This is a genomic window from Spirosoma pomorum, from assembly GCF_054776615.1.
Window position 1 is genome coordinate 1 of sequence record NZ_BAAHBP010000027.1, and the last position, 16,048, is coordinate 16,048.

17 protein-coding genes are annotated in these 16,048 nt (G+C 49.8%); 6 read left to right on the top strand and 11 right to left on the bottom strand.

The window, feature by feature from the left end; translation table 11 throughout:
- Nucleotides 1-367: 367 nt before the first annotated feature.
- Together ACYVAD_RS15560 and ACYVAD_RS15565 are read right to left on the bottom strand one after the other, a co-directional pair.
- Nucleotides 368-769, bottom strand: coding sequence for a DUF3592 domain-containing protein (locus tag ACYVAD_RS15560; RefSeq protein ID WP_461140431.1), 402 nt, complete (start codon nt 767-769; stop codon nt 368-370).
- Nucleotides 770-973: 204 nt separating this feature from the next.
- Complete coding sequence (locus tag ACYVAD_RS15565; RefSeq protein ID WP_461140432.1) at nt 974-1,483, bottom strand: hypothetical protein; 510 nt, start codon at nt 1,481-1,483, stop codon at nt 974-976.
- Between the two features lie 292 nt (nt 1,484-1,775).
- Between ACYVAD_RS15565 and ACYVAD_RS15570 the strand changes: the two genes are divergently transcribed.
- Nucleotides 1,776-1,979: a hypothetical protein gene (locus ACYVAD_RS15570; protein WP_461140433.1), complete on the top strand. Its 204-nt coding sequence runs from the start codon at nt 1,776-1,778 to the stop codon at nt 1,977-1,979.
- Nucleotides 1,980-2,296: 317 nt separating this feature from the next.
- Here the strand turns inward: ACYVAD_RS15570 and aqpZ are convergent, their stop codons facing one another.
- From aqpZ to ACYVAD_RS15590, 4 genes are all read right to left on the bottom strand, one after another.
- Complete coding sequence (gene aqpZ, locus ACYVAD_RS15575) at nt 2,297-3,004, bottom strand: aquaporin Z (protein WP_461140434.1); 708 nt, start codon at nt 3,002-3,004, stop codon at nt 2,297-2,299.
- Between the two features lie 56 nt (nt 3,005-3,060).
- Nucleotides 3,061-3,612 carry a hypothetical protein gene (locus ACYVAD_RS15580; protein WP_461140435.1) on the bottom strand — a complete coding sequence of 184 codons (552 nt, stop codon included), beginning with the start codon at nt 3,610-3,612 and terminating at the stop codon, nt 3,061-3,063.
- Nucleotides 3,613-3,769: 157 nt separating this feature from the next.
- Nucleotides 3,770-4,822 (bottom strand): hypothetical protein, encoded by a 1,053-nt coding sequence (locus ACYVAD_RS15585; RefSeq protein ID WP_461140436.1) that lies wholly within the window; start codon nt 4,820-4,822, stop codon nt 3,770-3,772.
- A 207-nt stretch (nt 4,823-5,029) separates the two neighbouring features.
- Complete coding sequence (locus tag ACYVAD_RS15590) at nt 5,030-5,383, bottom strand: YtxH domain-containing protein (RefSeq protein ID WP_461140437.1); 354 nt, start codon at nt 5,381-5,383, stop codon at nt 5,030-5,032.
- A gap of 1,494 nt (nt 5,384-6,877) precedes the next feature.
- Here ACYVAD_RS15590 and ACYVAD_RS15595 point away from each other — a divergent pair.
- The 5 genes from ACYVAD_RS15595 to chrA all read left to right on the top strand — a co-directional run bounded on the left by ACYVAD_RS15595 (nt 6,878) and on the right by chrA (nt 9,529).
- Nucleotides 6,878-7,735 (top strand): chromate resistance protein ChrB domain-containing protein, encoded by an 858-nt coding sequence (locus ACYVAD_RS15595; protein ID WP_461140438.1) that lies wholly within the window; start codon nt 6,878-6,880, stop codon nt 7,733-7,735.
- A 58-nt stretch (nt 7,736-7,793) separates the two neighbouring features.
- Nucleotides 7,794-8,372 carry a hypothetical protein gene (locus ACYVAD_RS15600; protein ID WP_461140439.1) on the top strand — a complete coding sequence of 193 codons (579 nt, stop codon included), beginning with the start codon at nt 7,794-7,796 and terminating at the stop codon, nt 8,370-8,372.
- 12 nt (nt 8,373-8,384) lie between these two features.
- Nucleotides 8,385-8,516, top strand: a complete 132-nt coding sequence (locus ACYVAD_RS15605; protein WP_461140440.1) for a hypothetical protein — start codon at nt 8,385-8,387, stop codon at nt 8,514-8,516.
- Between the two features lie 30 nt (nt 8,517-8,546).
- Nucleotides 8,547-8,792: a chromate transporter gene (locus tag ACYVAD_RS15610; RefSeq protein ID WP_461140441.1), complete on the top strand. Its 246-nt coding sequence runs from the start codon at nt 8,547-8,549 to the stop codon at nt 8,790-8,792.
- A 101-nt stretch (nt 8,793-8,893) separates the two neighbouring features.
- The gene (chrA, locus tag ACYVAD_RS15615; RefSeq protein ID WP_461140442.1) at nt 8,894-9,529 is read left to right on the top strand and encodes a chromate efflux transporter; all 636 of its coding nucleotides are present in this window, start codon (nt 8,894-8,896) and stop codon (nt 9,527-9,529) included.
- Between the two features lie 525 nt (nt 9,530-10,054).
- Here chrA and ACYVAD_RS15620 read toward each other — a convergent pair.
- From ACYVAD_RS15620 to ACYVAD_RS15640, 5 genes are all read right to left on the bottom strand, one after another.
- A complete protein-coding gene (locus ACYVAD_RS15620) occupies nt 10,055-10,447 on the bottom strand; it encodes a cupin domain-containing protein (RefSeq protein ID WP_461140443.1) in 393 nt (130 codons plus the stop codon).
- A 96-nt stretch (nt 10,448-10,543) separates the two neighbouring features.
- Nucleotides 10,544-11,224: a 3-keto-disaccharide hydrolase gene (locus ACYVAD_RS15625; RefSeq protein ID WP_461140444.1), complete on the bottom strand. Its 681-nt coding sequence runs from the start codon at nt 11,222-11,224 to the stop codon at nt 10,544-10,546.
- Between the two features lie 113 nt (nt 11,225-11,337).
- A complete protein-coding gene (locus tag ACYVAD_RS15630) occupies nt 11,338-12,366 on the bottom strand; it encodes a hypothetical protein (RefSeq protein ID WP_461140445.1) in 1,029 nt (342 codons plus the stop codon).
- 74 nt (nt 12,367-12,440) lie between these two features.
- Nucleotides 12,441-15,536: an FAD-binding and (Fe-S)-binding domain-containing protein gene (locus ACYVAD_RS15635; protein WP_461140446.1), complete on the bottom strand. Its 3,096-nt coding sequence runs from the start codon at nt 15,534-15,536 to the stop codon at nt 12,441-12,443.
- Nucleotides 15,537-15,562: 26 nt separating this feature from the next.
- The gene (locus tag ACYVAD_RS15640; RefSeq protein ID WP_461140447.1) at nt 15,563-16,042 is read right to left on the bottom strand and encodes a DUF1648 domain-containing protein; all 480 of its coding nucleotides are present in this window, start codon (nt 16,040-16,042) and stop codon (nt 15,563-15,565) included.
- Nucleotides 16,043-16,048 lie beyond the last annotated feature (6 nt).

Below are 16,048 nucleotides of genomic sequence, written 5' to 3' on the forward strand. Positions count from 1 at the left end.
TGCTGTATGTCTTGGTCGACACAAATATGCTCTGACTCTCAGCCTTTATGGATTTCAAAACACGCTCTTATAATAATAGCAGTTAAGTTAGTTGTACAATTGGCCTGTACAAAACACAAGTGGTGACATACGATGTCACCACTTGTGTTTTGTACTTATTTTAGAGTAGTTCTATAACTAATAGCAGGTGGTAAATAAAAGTGCAACCTATTAACCCCGTATAGTTGATGAATGGATTACAAAGCGTGTTCTAACTGAAAAATATTCAAGAATACTTTATTCCAACGATCACCCCCGTGTAATCTCCACTAATATCTGTTTCAGTTGAGATATTGGAACTAGTCGGCACAATTTATAGGTCAATTAGTCAGCGTGAGTTTACTAATTGTTGATTACAATCTATAAGAACCAATTCAAACTTAAATACAGCCTTTGAAGGGTTTTTCTTTGAATAAACAATTTCTACGCTGTCACCATTTGAATACTTTCTGAAGAATTCATTAGAAACTCCGGAACTGGCTTCATACTTTATATTATTCACATAATAATCGGCATCTACCCCTTTTCCTTTGAAAGATCTTTTAGCAACAACAACTCCGTTAACGAAACCAGGGTTTTTTAAAATTTCCTCTTTATCGTTTTTATACTGGCTGTTTACATACCACATAACTCCGGCAATCAAACATCCAACGATTACAAAACTGAAAGTTGCTCTTTGCAATTTTGTAAGATAACTTGTTCTAGAAAGTGAAGAATGATTTGATGGCATCTGTAACTTAACTTCGAATACTGTTTTTTATCGTTTCACCTGTACTTAGCTCAACTGCCGCCTGATAATTGCCAGCTACTAACTGTTCAACAAATTTATTAACTAGTGTTTTAAAAATTAGGATTCTGCATGTTGTATAAGTGTATTTATGTTAATAAAAACATAACTGGCAATGCGATTTGCAATATTGCATGAGCTAAATACTTATTGATTTCGTTTGTACTCAACTCGATAATTAAGTGGCAATTTGTTAATCAGCACGATATTGCTGTTGCCCTCCACAGGCGATGAGCGCACACAGTATTCCTCCGTTACAGTGTAAGTTATAACTTTATTGGTATCATCTTTCTTGACATCACGTATATAGCTGCTACGACTACCTCTGTTCACTGTAGACAAACCCAACAACTCGTATTTACTGAAATCAATACTATCCAGAGTCACACCTGCGTAGGTTCTAAACACTTTTTGATATTGTTGATTATCTGAAATACGAATACCATACATACCTAAATCACCCCCATTCTCGTCGGAGGGTACTGGTAACTTCTGTATATAACGAAGAGCTTCACCTGATACTTGGTCGGAGTGGTCCTCACAAAATGGCTTCCTGCATGCAGATGTAGACAGGCTCGTAAGCGCTGCTAACAATACAATTAGTCTTTTCGTGACGTTACGGTCTTTTGTAGTATACAATGATTGAAAGTTCTTCATAAGGTTTCTGTTATATAATCTAACGTTATGATAACCTAGAAGCCGTTTTCAGGGGTACTTTACTCGCAGTTGGCAGGCTCAATCTACGGATATTTCATTAACATAATACTCACCTTTTCTTTCCCCTTTCCAAAGAAGAATTCATCCAGTCTCAATGGCTTATGTGGCGCGGGTAATCTTATTTATTTCACATAACATAAGAATCCTTACACAACTTCACCCAGAAAAGTGCAACATGTATTCTTTCGCTAAGTTCTCAACAAACGCTCGCCCGTGAGACGAGGGAGCATTCATGCGTCTGCTTCTTAAACTGGCATTTCAGGAAACGGATAACCCACTACCACTAGTAGTTAGCTTGACGTTTTATTCATTGGCTAATGTTGTCGAAAGTAGCTATAGTACTCCTGTCGGCAGGGTGAATTGCGTATTTACTTTTGCTTATAACTTTCCCCTGCTGGATTTGCCGGTTGATCCCGAACTGGGAGGAAAGCAGTAGTACGCAGACCCGAGGAAAAAGTTTGATAGCGTGTCGCAGAGAAACGAATGAATATGATGTCGATTAGTTCAGACGGATAGATGAGGAGTATGATAGGGGTTGGAAAGTAGATGTACTGGCTGAGCATGGTATTGATTTCACTGTCCAGACTACCGTATAAACGATGGTTGTCTCCAAGCACATCGACGGCTGGTCAACTGGAGAAGAACGTATTTTTAAGAGTTAGAATCTTTTCTAGATTCAGTTCCGTTGGGTGACGCGGGAAAAGGTAAAAGGCTGACTGGTAAGGGCTAGCCACCAGTCAGCCGTTACGAAGCTCAGTCAGGATCAACTTCGGAGGGATCGATGAGCCTTTTGTACGCAAGGCCAGCCAAAACGGCGCCGACGATCGGAGCCAGCCAGAACAGCCACAACTGGCCTAGTGCCCAGTCACCAACGAAGAGGGCCTGGCTTGTACTACGGGCCGGGTTGACCGAAGTGTTGGTGACGGGAATGCTGATTAGGTGAATCAACGTCAGGCCCAGTCCGATGGCGAGCCCCGCCAGTTCACGGGGGGATTTTTTGTGCGTCGATCCCAGGATGATGATGATGAACATAAACGTCATGACCACTTCGGTCACTAGCGCTGATAAAAGCGAATAGCCACCCGGCGAATGCTCGCCGTAGCCGTTGGCCGCGAAGGTGCCCAGCTCGAAGCCCGGCTTTCCGCTGGCAATCAGGTAGAGGATACCCGCGCCAGCAAGCCCGCCCATTAGCTGAGCTCCGATGTAGGGTAAAATCAGAGAGCGGTCGAAATGGCCCCCGACGAAAAGACCTACCGTCACGGCTGGGTTGAAGTGCCCACCTGAGATACGCCCCACGGCATACGCCATGGTCATGACCGTTAAGCCAAAGGCGAGCGATACGCCCACAAAGCCGATACCAAGCTCGGGATATGCAGCTGCCAGTACGGCGCTGCCGCAGCCGCCCAGGACCAGCCAGAGCGTACCAATAAATTCAGCGGTTAGTTTTTGACCTGTTGTCATTGTTGTCAATAGTGCGTAAAGTTGGGGGTGTATTTGAACTGAAGTAGGCCAGACGGTCATTTGCCCAGACCAAAGTTTTTGGACATGCCAAAGCCGATGCCACTACCAAACGCAAAGCCTACGTTAGTAGCAGGATCAGCGTTCCCGTCGAATTTTTGGGAGCTGAAGCTGATTGAGCCAAAGTTGAAGTTGAGCGCGAAGCTGTTTTTTAGGTTTACCCCGATAGCCGGAAATAGCGTACCCTGGAAGCCCCTGTAGCTTGTGGTCCCCGTGTTGCCCGATAGGTAGTCGGCGTTGAACTGGCCGTAGACGACGAATATGTCACTCAAGGAGCGGGTGTATCGAATAAACGGTCCTGCTCCAACACTTGACATCCTGTCCGTTTGGTTGCTACCCTTGAGGGCGAGGTTAAAGCCACCCGTCCAACGGTCGTTCCATTGGTAGCCAACGCCCGGGGCAAATGTATAGTCAGACGAACTCGTAGTGCCCACCTTCTGGGAGTTGAATCCCACGTTTCCGTAGAGTAACAAGGTATTGGACTGGGCCTGCGCACCGAGGTGGCCTAGACAAATGGCCACAAGTAGTGTAATAAATGAGAGTTTTATCATGTTGGTCGAATGCTATACAGTAGCGAATGATTATGGCTTGGTCGGGATAACGCTTATTGTTATACGTCGATAGGGCGTCGCGGCAACGTAATCGGTCCGGTTGCATTAGCCGGCCACTGCTGATCCTGAGCGTCGAATCAGCAAATCGACCTAGACGTTAGTTGACAAGGGAATTTGAGCGGCCTTTCGTAAGTAGCTCGTCTTTTGACTCGGTGCCCATCTTTGCGCCGTAGCCAGCCGCTGCCACGCCGATCAGTAGACCGAAGAAACCGAAAATGGCGGCCTTTGCTGCTGCTGAGGCTGCTGCGTCCGCGGCCTGGCGCGCCTTTGCGACGGCCTCCTGTTTGGTCTGTTCGAACCGAGCCGCTGCCTGTTTGTAGGTAGTGATCCAGTTAGAGACGATCTGCTCCGATTCGGCCCGGCTTTTTCCGGTTCGTTTCATGACCACGTTCACCGCATCATCGCGGTCGACCTGACTGACTGTAGTCTGCCCCTGTTTAAAAAGCCGGTCGAACAAACCATCAACCATTGTACCAGCAGCCCGCGGGTTCTCGGCGGCCTGGCTAACTGTGTTCTGAGCCTGATCGCCAGCGCGTTCGGCTTTTTGCTTCAGCGCGTCGGGGCTCAGTGCCGGATCGCCTGTCTGGCGCAAAATCGTATTGACTTCCCTGCGCAGGCCACCCAGGTCGATATTGTTCAGATCGATACCATTTTTAGCCAGTTCGCCTTTTACGACCTGCCCTAACTGGGGGCCAGCCGCTGACGCCACCGAACCAGCCACTGAGCCAGCCGTGCGGGCAATACCACCCAGTAGTCGACCGGCGCCACCGATAAGACTGCCAATGGTTGTCGTCAGAAAATAAATGGTGATCAGCGTTACCAGGCTCCAGGTAAGTACTCCATGGATGATACCATCGAACAACTGGGGGCTACTGGCTAGCCGACCAGCAACCCATCCACCAGCAAACAGGGAGAGTAGGCTACTGATTGCGTACCATACGGCGCTACCTATGCCCAGACCTGCCGCCGGATTTTGTTCGGTCACAGGATCGATGCTGCCAAAGCCGATACCCAGGCCCAGCAGCGTCAGCAGCAATTGACAGACAATAGCCACCAGTACACCCGCGAAGACCGCACTCCAGATAATACGTTTGGTGAAGGTAGGGCGACTGTAGGCCGCATCGGTTGAATACGAGCGATTCCGTTCCATAGAAGTGATAAGCGTTCCATAGAAGTGATAAGAAAGTGTGCGTAAATGATGTTGAATCGAATGGATCCTTGCTGGCAGTGTACTAAGCAGTATACCAGGTTCGGTCCGCTCTACCTGGCAGCGCGTCAGTGGGGCAGCTAGCTAAATCGAGATACTTTTATCTAGCTGCTCATGGGCATTGCTTTTGTCTGGCTAACTGGTGACTAATCAGCCGAGCTTACCCGTATCCTTGAACTTGTCCACTGCCGACTTGGCCTGGTCGACTACTTTATCGGCGTATACGTTAAATTCGTCCTCCACGTTGTCAGCCACCAGACCAACGTTGGTTTTGATGGTGTCAACGGCTTCGCTGTCCCGGGCCTTGGTCTTGTACCACTGGTGTTTAGCTTCCTTGGCCTGATCACCGATTGTACCGGCAATCTGTTTTCGGGGTTCTTTACCTGACCGGGGGGCGAACAAAAGTCCAACGGCAAGACCCGCGACGAGCCCGGTTAGTACGCCGGACAGATAGGGGGATTCGGGCACGTAATCCTGGGAGTATTTACGTCGTTGTAACGGCATAGCGAGAGCTTGATTTAGAGTTGTACGTTCAGAATTAAATGTCTGTACGACTAAAAAATGTGCCACCACAAAAAACAGATAATTTGGTGCTGAAAAACAGGACATTAACAAGTATTAGTAAAACTTAGTGTTTGAACTGTTGTAGGTATATATACTCAAAAACGTTGAGTAATATCAACAGGCAGATTTATAGTGATGTATAAATTGTAAAAAATACTTATAAAACTGGTAGCCTGCTAGTACTGTTAAATGCTCCTATTAGGGGTACAAACGATTCGTCTCTTCGTAAATTTATTAGTAAACAAAAATAAATAGTTAACCAAAAATTGACTTATTTGACCACAGATTAATAATTAATTAAGCTGAAAGGGCGATACTACCTACGTTGATGTCTCTGGATTTATGCTGGTCACTCAATCGACGGATGCTGTAACTGTGAGTCCAGTAAAAAAGACAGATAAACAAAATATGAGTAATTTTTCTTATCTGTACGTGAGTGTATTGTTCAAGCGTTTACTCAGGTGTGAGAGGAGAAAGGACTCTGGGTTTCCGGAGTTCCTTTTTTGACAACCAGCTTTGGTTAATCAGGGGAAGTGCTTGTGGGTAAGCTCTTTTCCTGGACAAATACTGTGCGTTTACCACTTTGCAAATGGGGGCCGATATGCGGTTCCTATTTTATAGTTAGGCTGCTGTCGGCCGCGACTAACTTGTAAAAGTGTCTTCGATCCGGTCGTGTCGGATACTAACTAACGTCTACCTTAGCCTCTTAAGAGAGATGTCTTAGCGCTATCGGAAGTAGTTTTGGACAAAATATGGTGTGGCTAACTCGGCGCGACCAGCCTGGTTTCTTGTCCACTACTCAGTCCAGGACCGGGCGTGGTAGTAGCGTACCATCGATTGAGAATATCCTGGTGTACTTATTTCACTGATAAATGACTCGTTGGCGTCGTACAATCAGACAACGGGTTCGGATAAATGCATTGGTCCCACGGCGATAGGCCTCCTGGATGACGTTGCGTTTACCCATTCCCGTTAGGACGATGACGGGTACAACTTTTCCCTGCGGGTGATTGCGCAGCAGGGTTAAAAAATCCAGCCCGTTAGATTCGCTTTGTAGCCCTACGTGATAGTCAATACATTGGGATCGTCATCAACAAGAAGTATATTGAATCTGGTAGGCATCAAGGCATTTGGTGAAGGGGAGACATATGTATGACAAGAGATACTTACGGAACGCATGTATCTACACAGGGTAGATACGTTTATAGGGTAAGGTTTAAATGTTCACTGTGCTTTCCAGAGAAGATGTTTTTTCCCAGTAGGACGCCTTCGTAGATTTTCAACGGTGCGTTCGATCAAGTGTTCGCTGTTGGATCTGTTCTCACAAAAAAGGCTTCCCTATGAGACAAAGAGAGTTTTTGTGTTCTCGATCCGGGCGTTTCACAATACCAAAAAGGGACTACAAGTAAGCAAGCTATCCTGTATGTTCGTGTTATGAACTGGATCACCCGCGAACGACCCAAGATTGACCGCCTGGCCTGCCCCTGGCTCATCAAACGCTTCATCGACCAGCAGGCCACTATTATTTTTGTGCCGGAAGACCAAGTTCTCCCCAAAGCGCAAGCCCTCAATGCGATACCCTTCGATATACCAGGAGTCGAATACTCTCACTACGAGGACCGATGCACGTTCGATTATTTTCTGCAAAAATATGACCTAGCCGACGCGGCTTTGCAAGTGATGGCCCCCATTGTTCGCGGTGCCGATACCGATAACCACGCGTTAGCAGCACAATCGGCAGGCTTATGGGCTATCTCAGCAGGGCTTGCCTTTAATATCCAGGATGATCAGCAACTGCTCATTCAGGGCATGATTATTTATGATGCCCTGTATAGCTGGGCGAAGCACCTTCAAGCCATCAGGCATACCCAAAGCCCGACCGAACAGCTACTACTGGCGGTGTTACAAGCCTATCTCAAACCATCTGGCCAGCGAAAGCCACCCGTTTGGGTGCAGGAATTGAAAGGCTTGATTCAGGATCAAATTGATACGAACCTTTCGCTCAGCCTGACGGAGTTATCAGAAAGTGTAGCGGTCAATCCGGCATACATTTCGCGCATGTTTGCCCGCTACTTCGATGATTTATCGTTTGGGGATTATATCCGTAAACTCCGCATCGAGAAGGCTTTGCAGCTGCTGGAAACGACCACTTACACATTAACCGAAATTGCTTACCTAACGGGTTTCTCTGACCAAAGCCACTTCACACGCATATTCAAAAAAACGATGGGTCAAAACCCTTCGGAGTACCGGAAAAATAAGCCCAAACGTAAAGCAGATACAAACGGGTAAAATCCGTTCTATTTTCGGCCCCATCGAATGCGTATCCTTGCTAAAAGTTACGCATTCGATGAATAAACCGTATTACATCGCACCTATCCGGGCAGCTTTTAAAACGCTCTCTATTCTTATCAGTTATGGTTTCGCGCTACTGACCATTACCCAGTCAACCAGCGTATGGGCGCAAACACCACCGCCAACCACACCGGTCGCACTGGCGTATCCACGGATGGCAGGCTATTTAGGCATCCTGCATCCACTAGTTGTTTGGAACGAAACTGGAACCGAAACCAACTTTGATCGTTATTACGTGGTCGGCTTTCCCATCGGTCTCAACCTGTGGAAAACCAAACAGCTTGGCTTTAGCGTGGAAGTCGTGCCGCTGATCCGCGCCGAAAATGGCACCAGTAAGGTGTCTAATGTACTGTTTCATCCCGGCGTGCTAATTAATCTGGGCCATGATTTTACCCTGGCCACCCGCCTGGCCTTTGAAACATCGGGCCGGTACGGAGTTACGCCCGTTCTGAACAAGATCGTCCGTAAAGGATCCACCAACAGCTATTTCGTGGCCCTACCACTACCAGTTCGATTTGGCAACAATCACGCAACCTCCTTTACCGTTGGTTTTCAATTTGGTATCGTCTTTTAATTCACTTCAGGGATGGAATCACCTCAGGCGTCCTATACCCAAACCGATTTAGTGAAGTACTTTCTGCGCTTAGGTACTTTGGGCTTTGGGGGACCACCCGCCCTTGTGAGTGCCATGCACCATGATTTGGTAGTCGAACGGTAGTGGATTTCGGAAGAAGATTATCGGGAAGGTATGGCCCTGGCGCAATTAGCGCCGGGGCCCTTAGCCGCTCAGTTGTCTATTTATCTGGGTTATGTCCACTATGGAATTCTAGGAGCCACGCTGGCCGGAGTAGCCTTTGTGCTGCCTTCGTTTGTGATGGTGTTGGCCCTCAGCTGGGCCTACGTTCAGTTTAATGGATTGCCCTGGATGCAGGCTATTTTCATGGCATCGGTGCTGCTGTCAATGGTATCATCGCGATGGGCACCTACAAGCTGACCCTTAAAACGGTTGGAAAAGACTTCCTCGGATGAGTTCTCTTTGGGGTCTCGGCCCTGGCTACGGCCATTACTGAGCAGGAGATACTCGAGCTGGTGCTTTTGTCAGGAGGAATTTACTGGCTGATCAAAACACCGGGACTCATTCGAGCTGGCGTAGGCAGTGGTTATGCTCCGTTCTTGCTGCAAGCCCTTACGCTACCAACCAATTCACTACTTTGGAAACTGGTTCTATTCTTCACCAAAGCGGGCGCTTTTATCTTTGGTAGTGGGTTAGCCATTGTGCCGTTTTTGTACGGTGGGGTCGTCAAAGAGTATGAGTGGCTAACCGAGCAACAGTTTCTAGATGCGGTGGCCGTAGCCATGATCACACCTGGCCCCGTGGTGATCACAGTTGCCTTCATTGGTTACTTGGTCGCCGGCTTTCCAGGGGCCTGCGTGGCGGCCGTGGCTACGTTTCTACCCTGTTATCTGTTTACGGTGCTGTCCGCTCCACACTTCAAACGATGGGGGAAGCACCCAAGCGTGAAAGCCCTGGTGGATGGAATCACCGTGGCAGCAGTGGGAGCCATTGCCGGAGCGGTGCTGGTGTTAGCGCGTCGGCAGTTGGTGGATTTACCCGCTATTTTAATAGCTGTCGGCACAGTGGGGGTGCTCTACCGATTTAAGAAACTTTCCGAATTATACCTTATTGGTGGAGCGGCTATAATTGGTTTATTGCTACGCTACATAGTCTGAGAAATTTGTCCCACAAAACGCTCCGTTTCTTTAAACGTTGATTGTCAAGCCGTGACAGTTGTCAACACACTCAAATCTTTGCTACCGCTGGTACCTGTCATGATAGCAAAGCGAAAAGGTAAAATGACTGGGGGCCAGCGTTCTACGTAAGAGCGTATAAACGTTAGTGTTGTGATCGGCGAAGGGAACGCTTCCTGAAAGGTGAATAAATCCTTTTTTTGAATTAGCAGGATCTCAGCTGGCTCAAATATTTAAACGGCCAGCGTCAACGGGTTTTTCGTTGACACACTTTCGTAGTTGGTGAAAACTGCCTTGCCCAATGAAACAAAAAGCTGGTACCTTATCTGGTCCGACGTAAAACGTACGTAACGTACCCGCTACGACGAGGCCAGCATACTGACAGACGAAACCCGCCTGTAACAAAAATTCTTCTTCCCAGCGTTACTGACCTTCGCTTTGGCGCTAGTTCCTCCCAGTACCGTTGGTCGATCTGGAGCAGGGCTGCGTAGTCAGGCTTGAAAAAGTTCAGGACGACGGGTTAGCTGAAATGAAATAAGTTTCCGTGCCTTCCTGAAAGGGAATATACAACCGTTCCCAACGATCCCCCTCGATCAGCGTCCAGCTGTGGCCGGGACCCGCGGTATCTTCGGCGATGAGGATAATGCCTGGTTCGATGAGAAACGTGTCGCCATTACTGACGCTGAAGCGGAGCTTTCCCCGTAACGTTATTACGAATTGCGTACGGGGCGCGGGGTGGGGGCGTTTCTGGTACTCGTCAACCTGCGTTTGTCCGAAGAAATGGCTGGTCTTTATGTGAGCGTTGGTGGGAATATAGCCCGTCTGAAAGGTACATTGCCCATCAGCGGTATTAACTAAGCGAATGGCTTTGAGCGAATGCTTTTCGTCATGGTGGGGCATAGTCTTGTAGAAAGTTAGGAAAAAGAGCCAAACAGAACGGCCCCAGTTTAGCCAAACCAGGGCCGTTGCCGAAACGTAACGAAGTAGTTTTATTAATTACAACTCCCGGATCTGAATGTTTTTGTACCAGACACGTTCGCGGGGACTGTGATTTTGTAGGGCGATTTTGCCTTTGGCGTGAGCCTGCGCGTAGGGAGCATTTGCAAATTTGCTTTTGGCAACCATTGCTTTCCAGGCATCGGAGCCGTAGTCGTACTCAACCACTTTCTTGCCGTTTACGTAGTGTTCAACGTGGTTGTTGTTCACCACAATACGTCCTTTGTTCCATTCGCCCGCGGGTTTTGATGTTCCTTTAGGGGAGGGGGGCTGCATGTCGTAGTTCGCTCCCGTTAGCTGCACTTCCTTCAGGTCAATTAGCTTGCCGCTGGGATCGATGTAACCGTTATCATCAATCACCTGGTACTCCGGCCCCGATAGGTAGGTCGATTTGATGTCCGGGCTGTCGATGACTTTGTAAACGACACCGCTGTTGCTCCCTTTAGGAATTTTAAATTCGAATTCCAGTTCGAAATTCTCATATTCCTTATCTGTTACCAGATCGCCACCGGTGCCATCGGGCGTCAGCATTCCGTCTTCAATATTCCAGCCGACGATGCCATCTTTGTGGTAGCTGTGCCACCCTTTAATCGATTTTCCGTCAAAGAGCGAAGTCCATTTGGGCGGCTTGGCCAGCGCCAGCGTGCTGAGTAGTAAGCAGGGAATAAGCAGTTTTTTCATGGATGGTTTCGGTTTTATACCCGTAAATGTAATCGGAAATCTACAACGAAACAGGCCGTTTATCCACGAGCTATGTGGATAAACGGCCTGTTTCGTGACAAAATTAGGTGAATCTAGCTAGCCATCTCGCGGGCCGCTTCTGGATCGTTGTATTTCCGGTCGAGGTCATCCGTCGATTTCTGATCAGAACGATCGGGGCCAGAAATCATATCCTGCGCTTGAGTACTGCTTTCGTCCAGCATCTCACGCGGATACTTTTCCGTTTCTCTCGCTTCTTCAGGCCGCTCGCTCGTTTGGTACGGGTCAGCATCTTTGGCGTTTACGTCGTACGCGTGCGCTGAATCGCCCGTTGCCGGGTTGACATCCATTCCCTGATCGTCAGGACCGGCTACCGATTCATCGTACGGTTCACCCTGGACGACTTCGTTCTCGCCAATTTTCTGCGTTAGAATAGTTGACGACGTATAGGTGACAAAGTTCGCTCCCGCGTTGATCTCGTGCGACCGATCGGGCTGGCTAGGCTCTTCAATCTCCGGCTTGTCCGGCGACGGAGAACCTGGCAGATCGGGTACTTCTGGACCCGGCGCTGGTGGCGTCGGTGGCGTTTCCGGAATGCCAGGTACTGGTTGCATTGGATCAGGCGTACCGGGCGTCTGCGGAATCATATCGGCTGACGGATAAATTGTTGCCGACAAAGAATTGCCGCCCATCGTCGGAATGGCAAACGAGCTGGTAGCCGTTGAGTCATTCTTGCTCGATGGCTCATCTTCCGTTGGCAGTCCTGCGTTCACAGTAGCGCCCGCGTCGGGGTTGCCCGTGATCTCGGCGTCCGCGTGCGGATTTTCCGGCATCACTTGATTATCAATAACTTCGCCAGCCCGCAAGGCAGCGTCTGAGTTTTCGTATGTTTTAGACCGTTGCTGATCGCCCTGCAAACTCCGCTCCTCGTCGCTGCTATAGCGATTTCGCAGCTGTTCGTCCATGACGTCATCGTGGGTGTCGCCCATTTCGGTCAGTTTGCCGTCAACCAGCTTAACCATATTGGTTTCGCCCTGGTCCTGTCCGTATTTGGTTTCGGCGTTCTCGTTCGAGACCATATTGGCCTGTTGAGCGCCGTCGGTGAGTGCTGATGAGCCTTCCATAATTGTTGGGTTTATCGTATGATATAAAAACCCAGTCTAACGGAAAAGGTTTAGTACCCAGTGTTCATCCGTGACTAGAGCAGTGCGTCAAATAAAATCTCAGCCGGATGCTGCGCATGCCGTTTTGTTCCATCCTTAATCTGATGGCGGCAACTGGTGCCCGCGGCCGAAATAATGACGTCGTCAGTCGTTGCCCGTACGGCGGGGAAAAGGACCATTTCACCTATTTGCATCGATAAGTCATAATGTTCGGCTTCGTAGCCAAACGAGCCGGCCATGCCGCAGCAACCAGACGGAATCAACTGAACACTATAATTGCGGGGCAGGGACAAGACCTTTTTCACGGGTACCATCGACGACAGCGCTTTCTGGTGACAATGACCGTGGACTTTCACCAGTCGGGTGTCAGTTGTGAACTGATTCCGGTCAATACGATTCGCGTCTACTTCGCGGGCCAGCCATTCTTCAAACAGAAACGTATTTTTAGCGATGTGCTGAGCAGCTGCTTTCAGATCAGACGGTACCAGGTCAGGATACTCGTCGCGGAAGGTCAGAATGGCTGAGGGTTCCAGGCCGATCAGTGGGTTGTGATCGGTAACGAGGTCTTTCAGGGCCGTTACGTTCCGAATAGCCAGTTTCCGTGCTTCATCGACGAGTCCTTTCGAGAGATACGTTCGTCCGCTTTCCGCGTGTTCCGGCAGCGAAACCGAATAGCCCAGCCGTTCTAGTAATTGAATAGCTTTCTGCCCAACTTCTACGTCGTTGAAATTGGTGAATTCATCCGTGAAGAGGAGGATGGAGGAGGGGGAGGAAGGGTTTGGGGCAGAGGGCCGGGGACGTAGGGCATGGGGTTGTGCTGGGTTATTATCCTCCGTCCCCGTCCCTTTGCCCTCAACCCTACGCCCTTTCGCCCATTTTCTGAGCGTTTCTTGTCCTAATCCCGGCATCGTGCGATCGGGGTGGAAACCGACGGCTTGGTTGGCGATTCGGCGAAGAGCGGGGGTATCGTAGATAGCGTTGTAGGCCCAGGGAGCCATGCTGGCCAACGACATTAATTTCGTGAAGTTACCAACTAGTCGCGCCCGGAATGGTATGCCCGACTCACGGTACTGCTGCTGAGTGAACTCCGATTTCATGCGGGTCATGTCCACGCTCGACGGACATTCCGATTTGCAGGCTTTGCAGGACAGACACAAGTCCAGCACGTCCTTCACAGCCGCGTAGTCATGCTTCGACGGCTTGTCCTGCGAACTATAAAAATGGCGGAGGATGTTGGCGCGGGCGCGGGTTGTATCGTGTTCGCGCCGGGTAGCCATGTAACTGGGGCACATAGTACCGCCCGATATCTCGGTCTTGCGGCAGTCGCCGGAGCCAGAGCATTTCTCGGCCAGCTCCAGTAGGCCCCCGTCTTTCGAGAAATCGAAAACGGTTTTGGGCTGTGGAATTACCTTGTCGGCCTCCGACCGCAGCGACTCGTTCATGGGTGGCGTGTCGACGACCTTGCCAGGATTGAACGTATTGTTTGGATCCCAGAGTGCCTTTACGTCCTTACATAGCTGGTAATTTTCACCACCTAGCATAAACGCAATGCACTCCCCACGCAGTCGCCCGTCGCCGTGTTCGCCCGAGAGCGAACCGCCGTATTTTTTAACCAGCTGGGCTGTGTCCATCAGCAGATTCCGGAACTTGGTACGGCCTTCTGATGATTTGAGGTTGATCAGCGGTAGGACGTGGATTTCGCCCGCCCCGGCATGGGCTGAGTATTCAAGTTTCAAACCGTGCTGTGCCCAGGCCATGGTGTCGAGTTCGTCGATGTAGTCAGGCAGGTCATGTACATCCACCGCCGTATCTTCAATGACGTTGGCCGGTTTGTCATCGCCGGGGATGTTGTACATGATACTCAGTCCGGCTTTACGTAGCGCCCACGGCTTTTTTGTCTCCTCATCGAACAGCACCGGATACGCGTAACCTAGACCCTTTGTCTGCAAGTCAGCCACAAAACGCTGTGCCCGCTGTTCCACGCTTTCCGTCGTTTCATCAAAGAACTCAACCATCAAAATAGCCTTGGGATCGCCTTCAACGAACGTTCGGTTCTTCGTCTGCTCAATGTTGGTTTTGGTAAGCTGCAAAATGTAATCGTCCACTAGTTCCGACGCGTAGCACTGGTGATCCAACGCTACCAGATTCGCTTCGAGCGACTGACGAATGGTATTAAAATGCGCGCATACCAGCGCCGTTTCTTTCGGCGGCAACGGCAGCAGGTTTAGTTTCGCCCCCGTGATGAAACACAGCGTCCCTTCCGACCCGGCAATGAGGGGGGAGAAATTGAATTTCGAGGAGGAAGGGAGGAGAGGAGGAAGGGAGGAAAGGTCATTCGGTTCGCTTCTTTCCTCCTCTCCTCCCTTCTTCCCTTCTTCCCAAAAGTTTAAAAGTGCATCCAACGCGTACCCCGTGTTTCGGCGGGTGACGGTGGGTTTGGGGTAACCGTCGCGTATTTGCTGCTGAATAGTTGGGTTTGAGAGCCAGTCGCGAAACTGAACGTAAAGCCGCTGTTCAAGGGGGCTCACGACGTTTTCGCCCCGGCATTTAGCATCAAACTGCGCCTGGGTGAGCGGTCCGAATGTTACTTCCGCACCGTCGCTCAGAACGGCCTGTACTTCAATAAGGTGATCGCGGGTCGTGCCCCAGACGATGGAGTGTAGTCCGCAGGAGTTATTGCCGATCATCCCGCCGATCATAGCCCGGCTGGCCGTCGATGTTTCGGGTCCGAATAAAAGGCCGTGTGGTTTCAGATACGCGTTCAGATCGTCGCGGATAACGCCTGGCTGTACCCGAACCCAATTTTCGGCTACGTTCAGTTCGCCGATCTGGCCGAAATACTTGGAGATGTCGACTACAATCCCACTGCCCACCACCTGACCTGCCAGTGACGTGCCGGCTGCCCGCGGAATTAATCCTAGTTTGTACTGCTGGGCAAACCGAAGCAGCCGCTTGATGTCGGCCACGGTTCTAGGCAATGCTACCGCTATCGGCATCTCCTGATAGACCGACGCATCCGTTGCGTACAGAATCCGCTGGGCCGTATGCTCGGGTGATTCATCGAAATACAGATCACCTTCAAACGAAGGCAGCAGACTGGCGAAGGGGTAGGGCTGAGTCAGACGAAACATACCCCAAAGTTACGAAGAAACAGGGGTTACTGGCGTGGCACCAGCCGGTAAGCTCGTCGTAGAAAGAAGCCAATTACCAGAAACATGCTAACTATCAGGGCGGGTAAAAGCCAGCGAATGAGTAATGTCTGTCCAGAAGCGACCTTCCAAATTGATTGCGTCTGTATGACCAGAAACATGCTGATGATTAGAGGGCGCAAACTGGCTAACAGCAACGTACCGTTTTCAACTTGACGGGCAATGTTTTCGGGCGTTCTCGGACCGGGAAAATTCATCATCTCAACCGGCATGCGCCTGGGAAGCCGCATGATAAAGGCAATGAATAGTCCAATGCCAGGCAAAATCAGCAGCGTCGCCGGGCTACCATACCGGTCTACTTCGCCCCGGAAATTGTAATGGACCGGTATTCGATCCGGCAACCAGATCACACCGGCAACGGCTTCGATCGTCAGGGCGATGAGCAAAAAGATAGTCAGCCGGCCGGCGTTACGTTCGAATTTACTCATAATGGT